General features: G+C 46.0%; 17 protein-coding genes and 1 pseudogene. 7 read left to right on the top strand and 11 right to left on the bottom strand.

Annotated elements, in window-relative coordinates:
• Window positions 1-41: 41 nt before the first annotated feature.
• Window positions 42-272 (top strand): hypothetical protein, encoded by a 231-nt coding sequence (locus AR383_RS00810; protein WP_055734930.1) that lies wholly within the window; start codon window positions 42-44, stop codon window positions 270-272.
• Window positions 269-901, top strand: coding sequence for a DUF2959 domain-containing protein (locus tag AR383_RS00805; protein ID WP_055731408.1), 633 nt, complete (start codon window positions 269-271; stop codon window positions 899-901). The genes AR383_RS00810 and AR383_RS00805 overlap by 4 nt, the downstream gene beginning before the upstream one ends.
• A 42-nt stretch (window positions 902-943) precedes the next feature.
• Here the strand turns inward: AR383_RS00805 and AR383_RS00800 are convergent, their stop codons facing one another.
• Window positions 944-1,318, bottom strand: a complete 375-nt coding sequence (locus AR383_RS00800) for a carboxymuconolactone decarboxylase family protein (protein WP_055731407.1) — start codon at window positions 1,316-1,318, stop codon at window positions 944-946.
• A 60-nt stretch (window positions 1,319-1,378) separates the two neighbouring features.
• Entirely contained in the window at window positions 1,379-1,735 is a 357-nt protein-coding gene (locus tag AR383_RS00795; RefSeq protein ID WP_055731406.1) for a MerR family transcriptional regulator, read from the bottom strand.
• Between the two features lie 174 nt (window positions 1,736-1,909).
• Between AR383_RS00795 and AR383_RS00790 the strand changes: the two genes are divergently transcribed.
• Complete coding sequence (locus AR383_RS00790; protein ID WP_055731405.1) at window positions 1,910-2,353, top strand: dCMP deaminase family protein; 444 nt, start codon at window positions 1,910-1,912, stop codon at window positions 2,351-2,353.
• Between the two features lie 72 nt (window positions 2,354-2,425).
• Here the strand turns inward: AR383_RS00790 and AR383_RS00785 are convergent, their stop codons facing one another.
• Window positions 2,426-4,567 (bottom strand): alpha-amylase, encoded by a 2,142-nt coding sequence (locus AR383_RS00785; protein ID WP_083481446.1) that lies wholly within the window; start codon window positions 4,565-4,567, stop codon window positions 2,426-2,428.
• A 385-nt stretch (window positions 4,568-4,952) separates the two neighbouring features.
• Here AR383_RS00785 and leuC point away from each other — a divergent pair, with 385 nt between their 5' ends.
• From leuC to AR383_RS00770, 3 genes are all read left to right on the top strand, one after another.
• Window positions 4,953-6,356 carry a 3-isopropylmalate dehydratase large subunit gene (gene leuC, locus AR383_RS00780; protein ID WP_055731404.1) on the top strand — a complete coding sequence of 468 codons (1,404 nt, stop codon included), beginning with the start codon at window positions 4,953-4,955 and terminating at the stop codon, window positions 6,354-6,356.
• Window positions 6,357-6,404: 48 nt separating this feature from the next.
• The gene (leuD, locus tag AR383_RS00775) at window positions 6,405-7,022 is read left to right on the top strand and encodes a 3-isopropylmalate dehydratase small subunit (protein WP_055731403.1); all 618 of its coding nucleotides are present in this window, start codon (window positions 6,405-6,407) and stop codon (window positions 7,020-7,022) included.
• 92 nt (window positions 7,023-7,114) lie between these two features.
• On the top strand, window positions 7,115-8,620 hold the full coding sequence (locus AR383_RS00770; RefSeq protein WP_229711072.1) for an alpha-isopropylmalate synthase regulatory domain-containing protein: 1,506 nt from the start codon (window positions 7,115-7,117) through the stop codon (window positions 8,618-8,620).
• Window positions 8,621-8,666: 46 nt separating this feature from the next.
• Here AR383_RS00770 and amt read toward each other — a convergent pair whose 3' ends face one another.
• Both amt and AR383_RS00760 read right to left on the bottom strand, forming a co-directional pair.
• Entirely contained in the window at window positions 8,667-11,747 is a 3,081-nt protein-coding gene (gene amt, locus AR383_RS00765) for an ammonium transporter (RefSeq protein ID WP_055731401.1), read from the bottom strand.
• Window positions 11,748-12,120: 373 nt separating this feature from the next.
• A complete protein-coding gene (locus AR383_RS00760) occupies window positions 12,121-13,296 on the bottom strand; it encodes a GNAT family N-acetyltransferase (RefSeq protein ID WP_055731400.1) in 1,176 nt (391 codons plus the stop codon).
• A 212-nt stretch (window positions 13,297-13,508) separates the two neighbouring features.
• Here AR383_RS00760 and AR383_RS00755 point away from each other — a divergent pair, with 212 nt between their 5' ends.
• Window positions 13,509-15,131, top strand: a complete 1,623-nt coding sequence (locus tag AR383_RS00755) for a phospholipase A (protein WP_055731399.1) — start codon at window positions 13,509-13,511, stop codon at window positions 15,129-15,131.
• 120 nt (window positions 15,132-15,251) lie between these two features.
• Here AR383_RS00755 and AR383_RS00750 read toward each other — a convergent pair whose 3' ends face one another.
• The 6 genes and pseudogenes from AR383_RS00750 to AR383_RS00725 all read right to left on the bottom strand — a co-directional run bounded on the left by AR383_RS00750 (window position 15,252) and on the right by AR383_RS00725 (window position 22,762).
• Entirely contained in the window at window positions 15,252-16,073 is an 822-nt protein-coding gene (locus AR383_RS00750) for a substrate-binding periplasmic protein (RefSeq protein ID WP_055731398.1), read from the bottom strand.
• 676 nt (window positions 16,074-16,749) lie between these two features.
• Window positions 16,750-17,463, bottom strand: a complete 714-nt coding sequence (locus tag AR383_RS00745; protein WP_055731397.1) for a FadR/GntR family transcriptional regulator — start codon at window positions 17,461-17,463, stop codon at window positions 16,750-16,752.
• Between the two features lie 535 nt (window positions 17,464-17,998).
• Window positions 17,999-18,979 carry an acrylyl-CoA reductase (NADPH) gene (gene acuI / locus AR383_RS00740; RefSeq protein WP_055731396.1) on the bottom strand — a complete coding sequence of 327 codons (981 nt, stop codon included), beginning with the start codon at window positions 18,977-18,979 and terminating at the stop codon, window positions 17,999-18,001.
• A 128-nt stretch (window positions 18,980-19,107) separates the two neighbouring features.
• Window positions 19,108-19,488, bottom strand: coding sequence for a hypothetical protein (locus AR383_RS00735; protein WP_055731395.1), 381 nt, complete (start codon window positions 19,486-19,488; stop codon window positions 19,108-19,110).
• Window positions 19,489-19,510: 22 nt separating this feature from the next.
• Window positions 19,511-20,923 carry an esterase/lipase family protein gene (locus AR383_RS00730; protein WP_055731394.1) on the bottom strand — a complete coding sequence of 471 codons (1,413 nt, stop codon included), beginning with the start codon at window positions 20,921-20,923 and terminating at the stop codon, window positions 19,511-19,513.
• A 166-nt stretch (window positions 20,924-21,089) separates the two neighbouring features.
• Window positions 21,090-22,762, bottom strand: a pseudogene (locus tag AR383_RS00725) (sodium:solute symporter family protein).
• Window positions 22,763-22,805: the final 43 nt, after the last annotated feature.

Below are 22,805 nucleotides of genomic sequence, written 5' to 3'. Positions count from 1 at the left end.
AACATAAGGCAAAAATAATGTTCAACAACGAGGCTAAACAGATGTCTGAGCAAGGCTCTACAGGTAACGTACTGGCGGCAATTTGTAGTTTTTTCATTCCAGGGCTAGGCCAATTAGTACAAGGGCGGATCTTATCTGCTGCGCTGTTTTTTCTTATCACGGCGGCAGGTTATGCGCTTTGGTGGTTAATTATTCCACCGGTGATTGCGGTGATCGTTCATATTTGGTCTATTGTAGACGCGGCGCGTTATACTCCAGGAGGAATACGATGAGATTAATTGGTGCTTTATTAGTGATTTTTAGCCTAGTGGGCTGTGAATCAACCTATTACTCAGCGATGGAAAAAGTCGGCTATCACAAGCGAGAAATTTTAGTCGACCGTATCGAAGATACTCAGCAAAGCCAACAAGAAGCGCAGCAACAATTTAGCTCTGCTCTAGAGCAACTCAAAAGCCTCACCAAATTTGATGGAGGCGACTTAGAAGCCGTTTATGACGAAACCAACGAGCAATACCTTGATGCCAAAGCTGCCTCAGAAGAAGTGACTGAGCGCATTGAAGAAGTCGATAGCGTTGCCCAGGCTCTGTTTGCCGAATGGCGGGAAGAGTTAGACCAATACCAATCGGCCAGTTTAAAAGCTGAAAGTAGACGGCAGCTCGATACGACTCGTCAGCGTTATGCCAAAATGCTAGCCGCCATGCGCCAAGCCGAGTCACAAATGCAGCCTGTATTAAGCCGACTCAACGATAATCAACTTTATCTAAAACACAACCTCAATGCTCGAGCTATTGGTGCTGTGGGTAAAGAGTTTTCCAGCTTAGAACAAGACGTAGCCGAACTGATCAAACAAATGAGCCGCGCCATTGCCGAGTCTGATAAGTTTATCGCCAGCATGAATTAGTAGCTTGGCCGCTTCCATCACACTGAAGCGGCCAATCTTTGATTAATCTTGCGTTTGTAACACTTCCTTAAACGCAAACATGGCGTTAAGTGCTGCAGGAAAACCCGCGTAAACCGCCATCTGTATAATCACTTCTTTTATTTCTTGTTCCGAACACCCCACATTTAAAGCCGCATGTAGGTGAACCTTTAGTTGCGGCTGACAATTAGCCATTGCAGTGAGTGCGGCTACAGTAATTAATTCTCTCACCTTTAAGTCTAAACCGGGTCGGGGATAGACATCGGCAAAGGGGAACTCAATCACCATACGCGCTAAATCCGGCGAGATATCTTGTAAGCTGTCGATAACCTGCTGACCCGCCTGTCCATCTATTTTATTGAGTTGTTGTAAGCCTAGTTCAAAACGTGATTGTGCCATTACTGCTTGCTCCTTGAGTTAAGTCACATGCTTAGGCTACAACTTCGAGTTTACTCTAAGTCAAGTCACTTTTTGCTGCTGATATAAGCTAATCTTGTGCTGCAGCGCCTGTAGATGGGTACGTTGTTGCTCGATGTGTTGCTTAAGCTGTTGCTGGTGCGCTTCTAACAAGGCTTGACGGGCAGCTAAACTAGTACTGCCCTGTTCACGCAAACGGGCATATTGCAAAATATCGGCTAGCGGCATGGCGGTCTCTTTCAAACGCACAATAAACTCAACCCAAGTTAAATCTTTGCTGCTATATACTCGATGGCCACTACAATTTCGCTGAATGTGTTTTAATAAACCGATTTTTTCATAGTAACGAAGCGTATGTGGGGATAATCCGCTGAGTTCAGAGAAGCGTTGCATATTCATAGCTATTGGCACTCCTTAATTAATCTCTCACAAGCTAACATAACTTAGTCTTGCAATCAGCTAGCCTAAGTCTGGTGGCTAGCATCACCATTTGTAGCGTTCTCAGCACATTGCATCTTGCAAGCCTGATTGATCTTCCGCACAATAAGCGCGCATAAAAAGGAGAGAGTAAACATGGCATCTAAATGGGCGAAACGCTTCGTACAAATGGCTGAACTAGTCGCCTCGTGGAGTAAAGATCCCTCAACTCAAGTGGGCGCAGTTATCACCGAAAGCAACCGCATTGTTTCGCTAGGTTTTAATGGTTATCCACATGGCATCTCAGACAGCGCCGAAACCGACAATCGAGAAATGAAATTGTTGAAAACCCTGCACGCTGAAGAAAATGCCATCCTTTTTGCAAAGCGCGACTTATCGGCTTGTGAGATTTGGGTGACCCACTTTCCCTGCCCTAACTGTGCGGCCAAGATTATTCAAACTGGCATCACCACCGTGCATTGCCCCGAGCAATCGGCAGACTTTCTTTCACGCTGGCAGGATAAAATTAAAGTCAGTGAAGAGATGTTTAATCAGGCTGGGGTTAGCGTTGATTGGGTCGCGGTAAACAGCGACCAATAAGCTCCAACTAAACACCGATTTTAAGCAAAAAAAAGCGACTCCAACGAGTCGCTTGTTGTTTCGCCTTAAGGCTTATTGTGCCACACCGGCAAATACCACCACCACTTTGTCATCACCCTTAGTTCGGCTAAAGGCATAAGGTTGGTCGCTAATCTTATGGTGTTCACCCGCACCAATCGCTACGTGACGATCGCGGAACTGTCCCACTTTTTGCCAATGCTGTAGCAGCGCTTGACGCTCGGCATCTTTTTCAATTTGCTGCCAGTTCATGAATGAACGCGTAGGCGAGTCAAAGGCATCAGTTTGCGGACCACGCGGTCTGGCACTTTCATCACCGTAATACAATTGCACGCCACCTGGCATCATCAACAAGGCAGTACCCGCGCCGGCTTGTAACGGAATATCCTCATAATTTGAGTAGAATAGCTTGGTATCATGCGAACTAATATAGGTAAGCAAGTTAAAGCTTGGGTCACTATTGATGTCTTTGGCGTAGGTCGCATACATTTTTTCGTTTTGCGCCAAACACTGAGACCCACGCAGCGCTGCACTATCGCCGGCATATTCAAAATTAATTAAGCTGTCCATGCCGTTATCGTAGTAGAAGTCGCGGTAAGCACCGTGATGCCACACTTCACCCACCATCCAAAACGGTTTGTCATCAAGTGCTTTGTCGGGGTTGTTGCTCTTCCACTCGGCCAAGGCCTCGGTGGCCGCGTCTTTTAGTTTTGCCCATACCTTAGGCTCAACGTGTTTTACGGTATCGGCGCGGAAGCCGTCTACGCCGTAGTCACGCACCCAATTGGTATGCCACTCCACCAAATAATCCAGCACGGTATAACCCTCGCGCTCTACCGCTTTGGTGTCTTTCTTGTTTTTAAGAATAGGCGGTAAACCCACGTGTTTAGTGCTCTCGGTAAGCAAGTCTGGCAAGCCCGCTAAGTTCATGGTGATGTCATCGCCACCCGGTGCGGTAAAGCCGGCCATGCCGCTACGAACCCAATCGGGTCCCCACCACTTCTCTGCCCACTCACTTGAGCTCCAGCGAATAAAATTGTTGTAGCGGTGCCAGTTTTGTCCTTTGGCCATATCCGGCTGCCAGTCAGTCCATTTTTCTGGAACAGGAGCGCCCGGCGCCATCGCATTAATGCCAAAGGTTTGCATATCGTCCATAGTGGGGTAACCCACATGGTTCATTACTACGTCAACCAGTACCCGAATACCGCGTTTGTGTGCTTCGTCGACAAAACGGCCGAAGTCTTCTTCAGAACCTAAGTTAGGATCAATCTTGGTAAAGTCTAAAGCCCAGTAACCATGGTAGCCGTAGAAGGGGAAGCTACCTTTTTCACCGCCACCAATAAAGCCATGAATCTGCTCAACAATCGGGGTTACCCAAATGGCATTCATGCCAAGATCTTTAATGTAGTCTAGCTTGGCAGTAATCCCGCTGAAGTCACCACCCTGGAAGGTGCCGGTTTCTTGTTTGCCATCGGCCTTACGATTAAAGGGAAAGTCGTTGCTGGTATCGCCGTTATTAAAGCGATCGGTCATGATGAAATAAACACTGGCATTATCCCAAGAAAATGCGCTGTCTTTAGCGTCTGCGGCCTCAAGCAGTAACACCCCACCGCTGGCCGGATCAGGCTGCATGGTGACTTTACCGTTGCTAACTTTTTGGGTTTGCCCAGAGTAGAAGTCTTTTACCACTTGGCCATCACTGAAGCTAGAACTGACATCCACGGTCACCGGCTTGCCGTCCCAGGCAATACAATCTACCGCTGGAGGCTTACGTTTAAAGGTGGAAGCCTCGGCTTTACGAGACACTTGAAGAGTTGGCTTATCGGCATCGCTGTTATCGAGGATCAGTTCATAGTTACCCGCGAAACGAATGTTTAACTCAAAAAACTTATCATTTGCACACTTGTCTAATGCTTGAGGCTTAGAGAAACGCAGCTTGCTGTTATCGGCTGGGCCAAAGCGCAAGCCACACTGCTGACCTTCGTCAGAGATTTGCACTTGGTAGATTTTCTTTTCCAGCGGTAGAGTCACTTTATAACGACTCTTTCCGGCAAATTTTAAACGCTGGTCCACATTCACGCCGCTGTCGGCGTAGTTCATGTACAAGGGTGTTTTGATCATTGCCGCTGACAAATTAGCCGAGCCGCCCGCCATTACCAATGCCGCGCTCAGCAAACCCAGTTTAAAAGCTTTCATTCAACCTCCATGGCATTTCACTCGCAGGCTTCGAGTAAACACCTTGTTCAACTATTTGGAGTGATGAAAACAAAAGCTAGTTAAGTTTTCACTAACAAAGCATGATTATTTATGAATTTTATGACTGACAGCGCTTTCATTTGGTAAAAGCCTCGCTTCACCGCAAGATCGCCACTGATTAGCGCGTGCCCCTTGCTGCACCTAAGATGTTGTTTTATGATGTCGGGTCTTAATTATGCTTATTTGAGCCTATTTCGGGCTGCAATAAACATAATCTGCAAACCGATAAAAGAAACAGTTTTTACGTTAAAAACAGCCGCTTTAAGCTTGACAAATAAACTAAAAAAGCGCGAGTGAGAGCAACAGACAGGGTGTAAAGGAAGCCATGAAAAAAACAATGTACGAAAAGATCTGGGACGCGCATGTTGTCCACGAACCAAAAGGTAGCGCATCTATCCTTTTTGTTGACCGTCACCTCATGCACGAAGTAACTAGCCCGCAAGCCTTTGAAGGTTTACGCATGGCTAAACGTTCAGTTCGTAACCCACACAGCATTCTGGCCACAATGGACCACTGTGTTCCAACCAAAGTCAGCGACCGTGCGACTCTCCCCGACCCAATTGGTAAAAAACAGATTGAAGTCATGGCGCGAAACTGTGCTGACAACGGCATTAATCTTTATGACATGAACAACGCCAACAATGGTGTTATCCATATTGTTGTTCCTGAGCACGGCTTTGTTCACCCCGGTATGGTGGTATGTTGTGGTGACAGCCACACTGCAACCCACGGCGCATTTGGTGCATTGGCCTTTGGTATTGGTACTTCTGAGGTTGAGCACATTATGGCCACTCAGACCATCCAACAGAAAAAATCAAAAACCATGCTGGTTAAAGTCGATGGCGAGCTATCTGAATACGCCACCGCAAAAGACATTGTACTGGCCATTATTGGTAAAATTGGTACCGCAGGCGGTACTGGTTATGTTATTGAGTTTGCTGGTAGTGCTATCGAAGCACTAAGCATGGAAGGCCGTATGACCGTATGTAACATGGCCATTGAAGGTGGTGCTCGTGCTGGCCTTATCGCGCCTGACCAAAAAACCTTTGATTTCTTAAAAGACAAAGAATTTGCACCTAAAGGTGAGTACTGGGATCAAGCAGTAGAATACTGGAAGTCTCTGACCACTGACGAAGGTGCCCAGTACGACGCAGTAGTAGAACTCGACGCCGCAGACATTGCCCCGCAAGTCACTTGGGGAACCTCTCCTGAACAAGTTCTAGCGGTGGATCAGCCTATTCCAGATCCTGCCCAAATCGAAGACTCTATTAAATCTTTAGCCGCTAAAAGCGCTCTAAACTACATGGGCCTAGAAGCGGGTAAGAAGATGACCGACGTCGCTGTTGATGTGGTATTTGTGGGTTCATGTACCAATGGCCGCATTGAAGATTTCCGCGCCATTGCCGCAGTATCTAAAGGCAAAAAAGTGGCACCGGGTGTTCAAGCCATTGCCGTACCGGGCTCTTACCCAGTAAAAGAGCAAGCTGAAAAAGAAGGCATTGACAAAGTGCTGATTGAAGCGGGCTGGGAATGGCGTGAACCAGGTTGTTCAATGTGTTTGGCGATGAATGGTGACTACCTTCAACCTGAACAACGTTGTGCATCAACTTCAAACCGAAACTTCGAAGGACGACAAGGTAAAGGGGGTCGTACCCACCTTGTATCACCAGCCATGGCCGCAGCAGCAGCCGTAGAAGGTAAGTTCGTCGATTTACGTAATTGGAAATAATGTAAACACATTGAGTTATCGATGTGAGTGAAATTTTTGGAGTTAAATATGCAACCTTATGAAAAACACAGCTCTGTTGCCGCAGTAATGAATCGCAGCAACGTTGATACCGACCAAATCATTGCTAAACAGTTTCTAAAAAAAGTGGAACGTACTGGCTTTGGTGTTCACCTTTTCCACGATTGGCGCTACCTAGAAGATGGTACTGAAAACCCAGAATTTGAATTAAATCGCCCCGAGTTTAAAGGCGCAAAAATTCTGATTGCCGGTGATAACTTTGGTTGTGGTAGCTCACGTGAGCACGCCCCTTGGTCGATCGCCGATTACGGTTTCAATACCATCATCTCAACCAGCTACGCCGATATTTTCTTTAGCAACTGCTTTAAGAACGGCATTTTACCGATCGTTGTTGATGCCGCTACCTTAAAAGCATTAATGGATGAAGTAGAAGCAGCACCGGGTATTGAAATCACTATCGATTTAGAAAACCAGCTGATTCAAACTCCTGCAGGTAAAGAAATTGCGTTTGATGTTGACCCCTTCCGTAAAGAGACTTTGTTGAAAGGCCTTGATGACATCGGTTGGACTTTGAAATTCGAAGATAAAATTGCCGAATTTGAAGAAAAACACAAACAACAGCTACCTTGGCTTTGGCCAAGCGCGTAGTTGTACGTCTGGCGCAGCGCCTGCTGCGCCTTTCAAGCCAATCTCTTCACTGCGAGACGTAGTTTATGGAGCAACAACGCTCAATACAGCTCATGGACACAACCCTTCGTGACGGCGAGCAAACTCAAGGTGTGTCCTACTTCCCCCAAGAAAAAGTCAGCATAGGTAAAGCCCTACTTCAATCGCTCAAAGTTGACCGAATTGAAGTCGCTTCTGCGCGGGTATCCGATGGCGAAAAAGCCGCAGTCCAGCAACTCACTGAGTGGGCCAAAGGCGCTGGATACTTAGAAAAAATTGAAATTTTAGGCTTTGTCGACAAAAACAAAAGCGTCGATTGGATAGTAGAATCCGGCGCTAAGGTGATTAACCTACTCACCAAAGGCAGCCTTAACCATTGCACCAACCAACTAGGCAAAACTCTAGAACAGCATATCGAAGACATTCGCCAAACCATCAGCTATGCCCATAGCCAAGGTTTAAGCGTAAATGTCTACCTAGAAGACTGGTCAAATGGCTATGCCAATAGCCCAGATTATGTTTACCAATTGGTTGATGCTTTGCAAAACCAAGGTATTAACCATTTCATGTTGCCCGATACTCTAGGCGTTATGGCTCCCAAAGAAGTACATGCTAGCCTAAGCGACATGATTGAGCGCTTTCCTGGAGTGAAATTTAACTTTCACCCGCACAACGATTACGGTTTAGCCACGGCCAATGCCATGGCGGCAGCCGAAGCCGGCGTTGATTCGATTCATTGCACCATGAACTGCTTAGGCGAGCGCGCCGGTAATGCCTCATTAGCCGAGGTATCGGTAGTACTGAAAGACAAACTCGGCTTTAAACTCAATATTGATGAGACTGAAATTCACAATATTGCCAAGTTGGTTGAAAGCTTTTCTGGAAAACGTTTAGCCGCCAATACCCCGATTGTAGGCGCCGATGTATTCACCCAAACTGCCGGCATTCATGCCGACGGAGACCAAAAGGGTGACTTATACATGACCGAGCTCAGCCCTGAGCGCTTTGGTCGTGAACGTAGCTACGCCTTAGGAAAAATGGCGGGCAAGGCTTCAATTAATAAAAACCTTGAAGCTATGGAAATCGAGCTATCGCCCGAGAATCAGCAAAAACTGTTGAATAAAATTGTCCAGCTAGGTGACCAAAAGGCCACGATTACGCCAGCAGACTTGCCCTTCATCATTGCCGACATCATGGAAAGCAACGACTTTGCGCATATTGAGCTGCTTAATTGCTCCATTACCAGTGGCTTGGATTTAGAATCTTCGGCCAACATCCGCCTACGCATTGGTGATGAAGTGTATAAGAGCTCGGGGCACGGAAACGGCGGTTTTGATGCCTTCATGAAGGCGCTAGAAATGCCACTGCGTAAAGCTAAGCTGAGCATGCCAGAGTTACTTGACTACGAAGTGCGGATCCCGCCCGGTGGTAAAGCAAACGCCCTAACCGAATGTATTATTCAATGGGCCGATGACAAGAAGCAATTCCACACCCGTGGGATTAACTCGAACCAAGTATTTGCCGGTATTCAAGCAGTACTCAGAATGCTTAATGTTCGCTTGCACCAACGTCAAGCATAAAACAACAAAGGCGAGCTGATGCTCGCCTTTTTTCTTTCCGCTAAAGCTACACACTGCCATCTAAGGCCATTTCGGCTATCGATAAGTGCTCCTGTTTTAACAATAACTGAGTAATCGCATCCGCCGACATAGGGCGATAGAAATAAAAGCCTTGGTAAATGTAGCAACCATGATGCTGCAGAAAATCTAACTGCTCGCGCGTTTCCACGCCTTCTGCTACCGTCACCAACTCGAGGTTATTGGCAAGGTTAATAATGGTTGAACATATTTGTCCATCTTCGACGGTGCTGGCACACTCTTCCACAAACGAGCGATCAATTTTAAGCACATCAATGGGCAGGCGTTTCAAGTAATTTAAGGAAGAATAGCCGGTGCCGAAATCATCCACCGATATTTGAATATTCAGTTGCTTTAAGCCCGACATCACCTCAATACAACGTTCAATATCGGTGAGTAATACCCCCTCGGTAATTTCAAACTCCAACTGTTCACCGTCTAGCTGATATTGTTGCAACATCTTACTCACAAACGGCTCTAAGCGGCCTGAAACCAAATGCTTACCGGAAATATTCACCGATACCACTATTTTGGGGTAAGCCAGCTTTTTCCACACAAAGAGCTGCTGGCAAACCTGAGCAATGGCTAGCTCACCCAGCTGAATAATCAAATCTGACTCTTCAGCCAAGGGAATAAACTCGCTGGGCGAAATATTGCCCTCTTGGGGGTGATTCCAGCGCATCAATGCTTCTAAGCCTAAAAGCTTGCGCTCGGCGTTGACCTTGGGCTGGTAAACAATGGAAAACTGCTGATGCTCATTAAGGCCCTTTTGCATCTCTTGTTCATAATCAAAGCTGCGCGCCGCCTTATGGGCCATTTCAGCTTCAAACAATTGGTAGTTATCCCGGCCACGTTGCTTGGCGTAATACATGGCAATATCGGCATGCTGAATTAGCTGCTCAGCTTTAATTTCGGCCACATCGGCGAAAGCCACACCAATACTGGTAGGAATATTAATTACCCGTCCATCTAGCTCTAAAGGCTGGCGCATAATCGACAAAATAGCATTGGCCTTTTTATGCGCTAAATCGATAGTCACTGAGTCGGTAAACAAAATCACAAACTCATCGCCCCCCCAGCGAGCGATAATGTCGCTGGCGCGGGTCACATCCACTAAGCGCTTAGCTACCTCACACAGTAATTCGTCTCCTGCCTTATGGCCGAGGGTATCGTTAATTTTTTTAAAGCGATCTAAGTCCATGAAAAACAGCAATACTTGACTACGCCCTTCATGCTTACGCAAGGCGATTTTATTTAAGGCTTCCATCAAGTAGGTACGGTTATATAACCCAGTTAAGGGATCGCTGTAGGCCAGCTGACGCAACTTATCACGCAATTTTAATTGCCGAGTCACATCGCGAATATGCAAGGTAAACTCGTTATCCATACTGCTACCAAAAGAAGCGCCGGTAATGGTAATTTCCGCAGGAAACTCATGGGCCGAATGACGCGTCAGGGTAATAGAATTGCGGCGGTGGCGAAGCAAGCCCTGAGAGCTAGAGAACTTAAAAGCTAAGCTGCTAGCCACTTCTTGCTGATCTTTGGGTAATACAAACAGCGTAATAAAACTTTTATTAATCACCTGTTCTTTAAGGTAACCAAAAGTGCGCTCGGCGGCGGGATTAAACTCGATAATCCGCCCCTCTAAATCAATGCTAATAATGCTGTCCATGGAGGAATCTAGAATCGCGCTCTTACGTTTTTCACTGGCACGAAAACTCTCTATAGCATCATCCCTTTTGGAAATTTCGCTGTTCACCCGATCAATCACTTGATTGTATTGGCTGGCAATTTGCCCCACTTCCGTAAACGGCTCCACTGGCACGGGATCTGAAAACTGTCCTCTTCGCTGTTGGCTAGCCATAGAGTCAAGCAAGTCAATTAGCTCGGTTGAGGCATGGTGTTCAGACACATTCATGCCTTGTAACTCATCTTCTCGACTGACCCGCAGCGGAATGAAGCGATTAATCAGCCACAACAAAATAAACGAAAGGCTTAAGCTGTATACACCAATGCTGACTATTCCCAACAGCTGAGCGTAGACTTGCTCCGCGCGACTTAAACCAGTGCCAATAAGCGACAAGTCGCCAAACACAGCCACTGCAAAAGTCCCCCATATGCCAGCAAATAAGTGTGCCGGCACCACCCCCAGCGCATCATCTATTTTTAGTTTCTCAAGCCACAGCGTTCCCCAATAGAGCACTAATCCGGCCACTAAGCCCACCACCAATGCGGCCTGAGTCGACATAACATGGCAACCCGCGGTAATAGACACTAAACCGGCGATCACCCCATTTAGAATGTAGCCCACATCAAAAAAACGCCGTGCACGATAATGGCATAACGAACTAACCAAGCCACCAGCAACAGCGGCTAAACAGGTATTGAGAATAATTTTAGGTACATGTTCATTGAGCACCAAGGTACTGCCACCGTTAAAACCAAACCACCCCAACCATAACAACAAGGTGCCTAATACAGACATGGGTAAGTTATTCCCAACAGGCATGGCTTGCTGGTTATCAAAACGGCCAATGCGCGGACCAATAATCACAATAGCGGCTAAGGCTACATAGCCGCCCACCGAATGGACGATGGTAGACCCCGCAAAATCAACAAAACCATATTCCTGTAACCACCCGGCATTACCTTCAATATACACCGATGACCACGCCCAGTGGCCAACCACCGGATAAATCACGGCACTTAACACCAAGGAGATAGTCAAATAGCCAACAAAGGACATACGCTCGGCCACAGCGCCAGATAACAAGGTGGCAGCCGTGCCACAGAACATGGTTTGAAACAAAAAGAAGCTAATTTGATAAGGGCTTTGCTGGTCGCCAAAGAAGAACTCGCTACCTCCCCAGAGACCGTTTTGACTCTCGCCAAACATCAGCGCAAAACCAAAGGCCCAATAAACAAGAACAGCAATAATAAAGTCAGAGATGTTTTTTGCGGCAACGTTGATACTGTTTTTACTGCGGATTTTACCGGTTTCGAGGCATAAGAAACCTGCCTGCATGATAAATACTAAGAAAGCTGTGATTAACAGCCAAGAATATTCCATTCGCCTTCCTTTAGCTTCACCGCAGCGGCCTATAAGTCCACTACTCAAGTACTCTTACCCGCTCATCCTTTGAGCCTTTAGTTATTAACCCTACCAGCAAAATTCGCTAGATCTGCTTAGTTAACCACTAAATAAGTGTAATTATTAAACAATGAGTACCATAGTGAGCCTATACATAGCAAGATTATTCTTCACAAACTGCTGCTAACTGGCTGTAAAGAAAGGAGCTTTGGATTAAAACTGAATAAAACCTAGCGCTAAGGCATAAAATCCAACCCAGCACTTTATTCATCAAGCACCAGCTAAGTCGTAGCGTCTCACGGCACTGAGGTATCGGCTGAGACTACACCAAGGTAAAGATAAAAACTCAGCGCTAAGCGCCAAGGACAGTATGATGTTTAAAGGGTAACAACGACCGACACTGCTGCTGGTAGCTGTCCATGTGAGCTCGCTCTTCCTCGCAGAACTGCGCAATGGCACTAGCAAAGGCGGGATCGGCCACATAATGGGCCGAATAAGTGGTGATGGGCTCAAAACCTCGCAATAACTTATGCTCCCCCTGGGTGCCAGGATTAAACTCAGTTAGGCCTTTAGCTAAAGCGAACTCGATTCCCTGATAAAAACACAACTCAAAATGCAACATTTCAAGCTCTTGAATGCAGCCCCAATAACGTCCATATAAGGTGGATTGATCAAAAAAGAACAAGGCACTGGCTACCACTTGTTGCGCTTGCTCTGCTTGAACAAACAACATCGAACTCCCCATTTGTTCACAAAGCTGTTTAAAAAAGCTCAATGACAAATAAGGTTTATGGCCACGCTTAAGGTAACTGGATTGATAACACTGATAAAACGCCTGTAACTGTGAGTCACTCAACTCATTACCATAACGCCAGTGAATAGCCTCTACCGCTGATTGTGCCACACGCCGCTCTTTGTTGACCATCTTGCGTTTGCGTGAGGTAAAGCGGGCTAGATACTCTTGAAAGTCACGGTAGCCACGGTTAAACCACTGAAACTGCACACCATGACGTATAAGCATGCCTTGCTGCGCCATTTGCTCGGCCAAGGACTCGCTAACAAAATTACAATGCCAAGAGCTTAGTTGTTGTTGCTGACAAATCTGTTTTACGCTATCCACGCATAATGCCAAAGTGGCAGCAGTTAGCGGCGGGCCAAAATGTTTGTCTCCACTCACTGGAGTAAACGGCTGCATCGTTACCAACTTGGGATAGTAGTGAAATCCGTAACGATGAAATGCATCGGCCCACGCCCAGTCAAACACATATTCGCCATAACTATGGGTCTTAATGTAACTGGGCAACAGTATTTGAGCTTGAGTCAATTCAATATGGCAAGCTTGCCAACCACTATTATGGCCAACACAAGCTTGTTGTTCTAAAGCCCGTAAAAAAATGGGGTGACAAAAAGGTGAGCTGGCTTGGTAAGCCACTTCAGGTAAACTCGAATGTAGTTGATAAGCGCTTGTGCCAACTGGGCTAGCTGAAGAAGTGGCCATATCACCTATATACTCAAAGTTAATAAACATCAATTACAACAAACAATTAACATATTGCCAAGTAGAAACACTTAAACCAGCCTAGAGCAGTAGCAATGTAACAAGCCATGCTCTGCAAACTCAGCTTATTCTTTCGCTATGCAAGCTCGCTTCTTCACGCTTTCCCCGCTACCATGCTCTATAAATAAGGATGCTCACTGGAATTCACTGAGCAGCTGGCCCTCTGAATATACAGGGATGTTATGCAAAAACAGTTATTTGGATTACTTGCCGGGTGTTTAATTCTTGGCTCGCTCTATGCGGAAGCCGAGCAAGGCCCACGACTAGTCACTTACCGTGATACCTACATCCTGTTCGCCAAATATAACCCCGATCCAGCCAGTTTAAGTGACTACTCTCCTCGCCTGGCGAGAAAAGTACAAAATTCGGAACAGGCCATCGACAAGCTAGAAGCTGAATTCCAGTTTAGTGGCAAACTTATTGTGGCTGAGAACCTACTGAGTAAAAGAGACTACTTTAGCCTTGCTTATACCCAACAAAGCTTTTGGCAGGTTTACAATAAGCCTTTTTCCGCTCCCTTTCGTGATACCAGCTACGAACCAGAAATAATTTATACTTGGCGACCAAAGCAATTTAGCCTCGCCCAAGATCGCTGGTTATTACGTGCCGCCAGTATTGGCCTTAGTCATCAAGCCAATGGTTCAACCGACGAATTTGACCGCCGTTGGGAGCGTATTTACTTACAATTGGATACCTCCTACAACGATTGGTTAATCAGCTTTAAGCCTTGGCTACCATTTGGCCCAGAGGTCAATAACGGTGGCGACTTTGTAGACTACTACGGTTATGGCGAGCTTAATCTTAGCTACCTATTTGGTGACAGCCAATGTAACCATAGGGTCTCAGCGATGCTGAGAAACAACCTAAAAGCCGACAACAAGGGCGCTGTAGATTTACGTTTTTCTTATTGTTTCAGCCCGGCATTATCGCTCTACGCCAAATACTTTAACGGCTATGGCGAGTCCATGCTCGACTACAACATCCATAACCAAAGCTTTGGCCTTGGGCTTGCGCTAAACCGAATTGGTGATAGCCGAGAAATGATGTCAAACAGCAGCAAGTGGACCTACGGCGGGCTAAGCATGTTTAGGGATAACTACCTATTAGCTTTTAAATACAATGCCAACCCAGCCAAACCTGATCTAGCCAACGGATTACGCGGCAAACAACCCGAAAGCTCAGAAGTGGAATTTCAAATTAGCTTTCGTCTTACCCTACCCTTCCATTTGTTTACCGACAGCGACAACCTCAACTTTGCCTATTCTCAGCAAACCTTTTGGCAAGCTTACCAACGCTCTAGCGATGCGATTAGAGAAACCAATTACGAGCCAGAGTTTTTCTATCAATGGAACGCCACTAGCGCTCCAGAACTTGCACCCATTTTACAATGGCTACGTGTAGGTTTTGTACATGAGTCCAATGGCCAATCAGAACTACGCTCGCGCTCTTGGAATCGCCTGTATGCCGAATTTGGCTTTAACGCAGGACCTGTTGAAGTGGCGCTTAAACCTTGGTATCGGCTTAACGAAGATGCCAACGACGATGATAACCCCAACATCGAAGACTACTATGGTTATGGCGAGTTAAGCGCTAACTGGCAGCTTAATCCCGACCACCGCTTAAGCGTATTAGCCAGAAATAACCTTAAGCGGGACAATAAAGGGGCATTCGATTTACGCTGGGCTTATCGACTCACCCCTGAAATTGCCCTCTACATGAAGTACTTTAATGGCTACGGAGAGTCGTTAATCGATTACAACAAGTCCAACCAAAGCATTGGTATTGGCATTGCGGTTAATCAGTGAGGGCTAGCGGCCTTACTCAACGCGATGGCCGCTAACAAATGAAATAACAATGTCACTAACGCTCTATTGCAGCTGTCTTGACTGTTGTTTTATTAGTTAATCATCTATTTTGGGTTTAATTTATCTGCATGCAGAGCTACAGGTTGAATAGTATTTTTCAACAATAAGCTTATATTGCGGTGAATCCCGAAGCTCTCTAATCGCATCCCATATCGCTTCAGAAAGTGCAGGGTTGTCATGCACGAATTGATGAGAAAGCATCAAGAAATAGTCTTTTGTGGCAAAAGGAGGGGATATTTTGATGATGTCTTTAAACTCCTCACGATGTGACTTTATTTGAAAATCAGTCATCGTTGCTATATCCGCAAAAGCAGCAATCCTTCCCGCTTTGAGCATCATTAGCCCATTCATTTGCGAACTCACTTCATACACCGACACCCCAAGTCCTTCTATCGTTCCAATAACAGCGTACCCTCTTACCGCTCCAATATCTCCATTAAGGTTTGTTAATGCTTGACCATCCCATTGTAGAGGTGAGTCTTTATGTTTATACAGCGCATATGACTGCGACATGATTTTCCTACTCACATCCAGCTGGTCATTTTTCATGGGATAACGACCGATTTGCAAACGAGCAGGCTTGAAGCTAGCGTGAAAAATCCCATCGGCAACATTGGCTTCTACTTCCTTAAGCCCCCTAAGCCAAGGTCTGCGTTTAAACTCTATCTCTATGTTTAATTTACCTTCGAGTAACTTTAAGACTTCTAAAGTGATTCCAGGCTTTCTCCAATCGATATCACTGCCTTCACCTAAATAAAATGGCGGATTAGGTTTTACTTCATAAACCAGCGTGATTTTCTTTCTCGCACTTTCAGCCGCAGATACCGGCAAGCTTAAAAGCAATAAAATGAAAATAAATCTCACCATTATTTGTACATCCATGTTTATTGAAAATGCTAGCGACGACCCAAATGCACTACCAAAACATAGGGATGTGCTGTCTCCTCAACCAAGGTCTGGCGCATCCAAATTGGGGAATTTCCTAGGAAACCCGAATTGTGGATTAACACCGCCACACAGCACGACAATAGACATCCTTTCAGTGGTCAACCACCAATTTGAGAGCGAAGAGGAGTAAGTTCTATGCTTGGCCCTCGACATTGTTATCATGACTTCACCAGCGCTTAAAAAAAACTAAATGACAATACCAAGACCATACTTGCTTAATTGCTGGCTCTTCACTCTTAAGCTCTACAAAGAAAGCGCAAATATAGATAGTCCCCATTAGTGTAGCTCACTTCCCGCTCTTTCCCTTGCTGAAGACTTTATAAAATAAGCATTGGAGCTAACATTTGCTATCACTGCCATTTCAAGTGATTTCTTTTATAAAAGCGCATTATTCAGGCTTGCGATTAGCCTTATTCAGCCCAGTCTAGTCCTCGTTTATAACGATTGCTAAATAACCACAATTAGCCAAGAGATAAATAGAAGAAGCGTTTCCCAAGCCAAGGTTTGGCCGGTAAATTTAATGCTTCAAATAACAAGAATGCCAAGAAAAAAGCCGCTATTGATAAGCGGCTTTCATCTTAATTGTGACACATTGACCGTCGCTGCAAGGCTAACTCGGCTGCATGCCTTGGTTATATTTGTCTAACAGAAGCAAGTTAGCTTGGCGCGCCTTCTCGGCATTGCCAGCCATAATGGCATCATAAATTGCTTTATGTTCTTCAATAAGCGGGCCGCTTTGCTGTGAGGCGCGGTCGATAAAGCTGACAAACATCACCCGCAGTACGTTGGCAAAAGGAATATAAAAACGATTCTCGGTGGATAAAAACACGAGACGGTGAAATTCCATATCTAAGTCAGCCCAAGCGCTTAAGTCTCCATCACTGGATACTGAAGCCATCATCGCCTGAAATACTTCCGATAAGCGCATGCGCAATTCGGCTGTAGCATTACGCGCAGCTAAGGCTGCCGCTTCTGGCTCTATAGCACGTCGTAGCGCTAAAAACTCACGGTAAGCAAACTCGGTATTTTCTAAGCCCAACATCCAATCAAGCAATTGAGGATCTAAAAAATTCCAATATTCGCGATCTCGCACTCGCGTACCAATCTTGGGCCGAGACTCAAGCAAGCCCTTGGAGTTGAGCAATTTAATTGCTTCCCTTAAGGCGGTTCGGCTAACCCCAAATTGCTGACATAACTCCAGTTCGCCCGGAATAATACTGCCCTGAGCTAAGCTTCCCGATAAAATTCGCCGAGCAATCTCTCTAGCAACCTGTAAATGCAGGCTACGAGCAGCCCCTTTTATAGGCGTGAAACCATTAGACATAAATGAATCCTGAAAAATATTGTATTAGCCATAACCATTGAGCAATAACCATGGCTAATAAAACAGTAAAACCCATTAAGTATGACTAATATTACTGCAAATGCTCAATTGCACCTAGCCCCAAACAAGATATATGTTTACTTGCTCGCGATAATTTCATTGCCACTGCGAATAAAACGTAAGGCAAGGCCGCTCCTTAAGCTATGTTTTCTAATTGCAGCAATAACTTAACAATAAAATTTCATTTTTTTAAATATCCAAACAGACACTTAATCTATCCTTACAATGTTCTAAAGCTAGCCAGGCTCCACAATTTATCACTTAGAAACAGACCTATTTAAGGCCAAATAATGCTTCTTAATTTCGGTAAAAATAATACAATATTCGCCCCCCTTATTAGCCAGCCTTCTTTCGGGAAAGCCACAGCTATCTCCCCTAAACCCGCTCACATAAAGATGAGAAAAACCCACAACTCAAATCAGAGGCAATAAAAAACCGGCTTTAAAGCCGGCTTTTCAAGCAAATAAAGAGCAGCTTATAGCTTTATCACCACTCGACCGGTGACTTGGCCATTGGTAATCGCTTCAGCATATTCTGGCACTTGCTCCAAACTGACTTCGCTGCAAGCTTGCTGATAATAGCTATCGGGTAATAACTCAGCTAAACGTTGCCAGGCTTTTACGCGTTTAGCACTTGGGCAATTAACTGAATCAATGCCTAACAAACTCACATTCCGCAAAATAAATGGCATCACTGTGGTGGGTAAATCAAAGCCCCCCGCTAAACCACAAGCAGCAACAGCCCCGTTATAGTCGATTTGCGCTAATACTTTGGCCAACATATTGCTGCCCACAGTATCTACAGCACCCGCCCACAACTGCTTCTCTAGAGGGCGAGCCGCCTCGGCAAATTCAGCGCGGTCAATCACGCGGCTGGCGCCTAAGTCGGTGAGTAATTGGCTGTTTTGCTCTACACGCCCAGTAACTGCGGCGACCTTATAACCTAATTGAGCCAGCAAACACACCGCTACCGAACCCACCCCGCCACTGGCACCGGTAACAAGGATCTCACCAGATTCAGGAGTAATGCCAGCATCCACCAATGCCTGCACACATAACATAGCGGTAAAACCCGCAGTACCGATGATCATCGCTTGTTGGGCCGATAAACCTTCGGGCAGAGGAACCAACCAATCGGCTTTTAGGCTGGCTTTTTCTGCCATTCCGCCCCAATGTCCTTCGCCTACGCCCCACCCAGTGAGAACCACTTTATCACCGCTGGCAAAACGGGGATCGTGTGAGCTTTCTACCTGTCCGGCGAGGTCAATACCAGGCACCATAGGAAACTGGCGCACAATTTTGCCCTTACCTGTAATCGCCAAGCCATCCTTGTAATTAAGCGAAGAGTAGTCAACTTTAACCACCACATCAGCCTCGGGAAGCGCGCTGTCTTCTAGTTGCTGAATGCTTGCCTTAGTTTGTTTTTCGACTTGCTCGAGTACCAGTGCCTTAAACATGGCTCAACTCCAAATAGTGATTGAATTTAGTGATTTAGAGTGTAGCGCGTCTTAGACAAGCGATTAAGTAAATTACCACTAATTGTAAATAATCTTCGTCAAAAGCCGTTTAGAAACAAGCTTAAATGCTACAGCGATAAGTCTGACACACAATAAATGACTCGCAAATCCGAGCTAATACAGTGCAGCTCATCCTGCAAAATTGTCTGCGGCAACGCAAATGCCGGCTGCTGATTGAGCAAAATCTGCGTTTGCTGCTGCTCACCATATTCATGAATAGCGGTGCCGTCGGCTAAAGACCAATAAATATCCATGCTGTTGGCAGTAGCGCAAACCTTCATATTGCAGCTAAGGCTCTGCTCCTGCTCTCCACTATAACGCCAACATTGAAACGCTTGCTCTGCACAGCTGGCTTGAGAGTTGGGGCTAAAACTTAGCCACAATAAAAACACACTAAGCAAATGCCCAGCTGGCATCTTCACCGTTAATTGTTTAATTGTGTTTTTCAACGAAATTCACCTTTGCTAACGCTTAATCAAGCTCATTGCCCGAGGGTTTAATGCCTTTAAAGCTGGCTCTAGGCTTATCGGCCGCAACAAAACGAAACACATTTTCATCGACTTCTCGATGCAGCCTAATATCTAAATAGCTGGTTTGGTTAGCAGCAAACACTTGCTCAATGGCTAAGCCTTCAGAGCGAAACTGGGCATTGTGGTAAAAACTAAATCCTTTATTTGGCCGAGCCAATACCTGAATACCAAAACAGCCATCTTTAATTTGTGACATTTTATCAGCATCAAGATAGTAAACCAAACAGTGTGACTGAGTATTCATTTGCTTGTCGACTAAAAAGCCCTTGGGCAATTGGTTAGGTTTATAAGCCTTTCCGGCCAGTAGCAAAATATCATAGTCATGATGCTCTATGACTTCACCATGCTGATCGCACACTCTAATCACCAACATGCAGTACCTCGCCATTGCTTGTTTTTTTTCTGCCGGAGCCATGGTCTGTTGCTGCTTAGTAAACAGTTGCATCTCGGCGGCCCGCTGTTGGTAAGCGTTAGCGCTGTCTACCTTTAAACAGGCTAACAACTGCTCTACCAAGAGCTGATGTTCAACTGTACCCGCCTTATTGGCCATAATGCCCATTTTACGTCCAGAATGGCTAAATTGACTGAATACCGCCAAAGGAACCGTTTGAGCGACTCGCACCACTTGACTATCGCAGGGGCGAAGTTGATAACATTTGGGCTTCACTTTGGCAATAAGCTGCGGTGATTGCTGTATCGCCAAAAAACGGTAGTTCATATTCGCTCCCGCCACCCGAACCACACCGTCGGACCCCGCTTCAACCAAATAGCTATTGAGAAAGTCATAAAACTTGCTGTCGATGGCCTGACCAATAAACACAAAGGGATAACAGCCTTTAGCCAAATAGTTATAGTTTAGGCTGCGTTGATTCAAGCGCCACTGCCCCTCACTGCCCAAGCTTAACCAATCAAGTACTCTCTGCCCCGGCTCTACTCCTGAAAACCACGCCTTAATTCTACCTACTCGCTGCTTGCCAAGTGCCGCTAAACTCGAGCCATGATTGGCAGGAGCTAGCATCAATAAGTGTTTTAAAGGCAGCGGCTGAGCGCCATTTTCAGAATGATACTTATCCAGCCAATAACGAACCACTGGCCCACCAGTAGAATGGGTAATACAAGAAAAGGGCTGAATGCTTGGCCGATTATCGGGTAAATCTTCTAAGGCTCGTTGTAGTGCGCGCGCAATATCATCCATAGACACTTCATCATGAAAGCTGATGTATTTACCCAAATAGATGTGTTTGATATCGATAGCTAAGCCCACAGCCTTGCCCGCAGTGGCTAAAGATTGCGGTAAATCACCGTAGGTAGATGTATGAGTAACGCTCCAGCCATGCACAAATATGAGTCTCATGCGGTCACATCCCTGATATTAGCTTGCCATGGCTGCAACAACCTCAAACCAGCCACAATTCGAACAACTTGGTTAAAATTAAAACAAACATTAAGCCCATCTTTTAAGACTAGTTGAAGTGGGAAAGACTGGCGATAAGCAAACAAGCTTCGCTGTAAATATGCTCTTAAGGTCGACGTAAGCGCAACACCATGGTCTGAGCCGATAACGGTGCCGGTTTACATTTATATTGAAGCAACCAGGCAGTGCTAAAGTTAAGCAGCATGCCCAGACTGCCGATACCCTCTGGAGAGATGCCGAATAACCAATAATCGACATGGTTATATTGAACCGCTAGAAACTTGAAAAAAACAATATAGAAAAGGCTGAAACCAAATCCCACCAGCATGCCAGCCAATACCGCTGGCCAAGCAATTCGGCGCACAAAGATGCCAAAAATAAGCGCGGGGAATAAGGTACTGGCCGCCAAACCAAAGGCTATCGCTACCACCTCGGTCACTAAAGCTGGCGGTCGCACTCCTAGATACCCTGCGGCAACAATCACCAGCACCACTGAAATGCGAGCGATCTTTAATTCCTGCCGTTCGCTTAAGTTTTTGGCGTAGGTTTGCTTGATTAGGTCATGCGCAAGCGTGCTGCTAATCACCAGCACCAAACCCGCCGCCGTTGATAGTGCCGCCGCTAATCCACCAGCAGCCAGCAAGGCCACTACCCAATTGGGTAAATCGGCCAATTCAGGAGAAGCTAACATCACAATATCTTGATTAATAAACACTTCATTGCGTAGATCTCCCGAGTAAAACAAGCGCTGGTCACCATTATTATCGAACCAACTAACTAAGCTCAATTGTTGCCAATTTTCTAGCCATGTGGGTTGATGCTCCATGGCCACACCGAGCAGCTCGCTGCCATTAATTGATTGAATAATATTAACCTTGGCAAACGCGCCCACCGCTGGGGCAACACTGTATAATAGCGCTATAAAGACCAAGGCATAGGCAATAGAGATGCGCGCATCTTTCACCCGAGCTACGGTAAAAAAGCGGGTAATAACATGGGGCAAGCCAGCTGTTCCCATCATCAAGGCGGCGGCGATGGAGATTCTATCCAATATCACTTGATGACTTTCGGTGAACCTAGAAAAACCCAGCTCAACCGACAGCGCATCCAGTTTATCCAGCAAGTAAACATTAGAATCATTTAAGCTAGCGCCCAAGCCTAGCTGCGGCAACCAGTGGCCAGTAAGACTAAAAGACGTAAAAAAAGCCGGTAACAAGAAAGCAAAAATCAGCACACAATACTGGGCAACTTGAGTGTAAGTAATGCCTTTCATCCCCCCCATACGGCATAAACAAATACGATAATCATGCCTAACAGTACACCTAAGGAGATATCCACATCCAAGAATCGGGCAAATACTAAGCCAACGCCCCGCATCTGCCCGGCCACATAAACAAACGAGATAAACACCGTAAAGACCACCGCGACGATACGCGCACTAGCCCCAAAACGGCGCGCAAAAAAGCCGGCTACGGTATATTCCCCCAACTGTTTTAAGTAAGGTGCCAATAACAAAGCCAACAATACAAAGCCACCGGTCCAGCCCATGAGGTAGACGCTACTGTCGTAGCCCATCAAAGAAATCATGCCAGCTAAAGAAATAAACGAGGCCGCAGACATCCAATTAGCCGCCCCTGCCATGCCATTGGTTAAGGGGTGGATCCGCCCGCTAGCTATGTAGAAGTCAGCCGTGGTATGAGCCTTCGCCCAAACCGCGATAATCAGATAGAGAGTAAAGCTCGACGCGATAAAAACAAATGCCCAGGTTTGAATATCCATGTGTTGTTGTCATACACCCTTGGCTAATACTTCAGTCCAGCCA

Source organism: Agarivorans gilvus (assembly GCF_001420915.1).
Classification (GTDB): domain Bacteria; phylum Pseudomonadota; class Gammaproteobacteria; order Enterobacterales; family Celerinatantimonadaceae; genus Agarivorans; species Agarivorans gilvus.
This window is presented reverse-complemented; position numbering and strand designations above follow the sequence as displayed.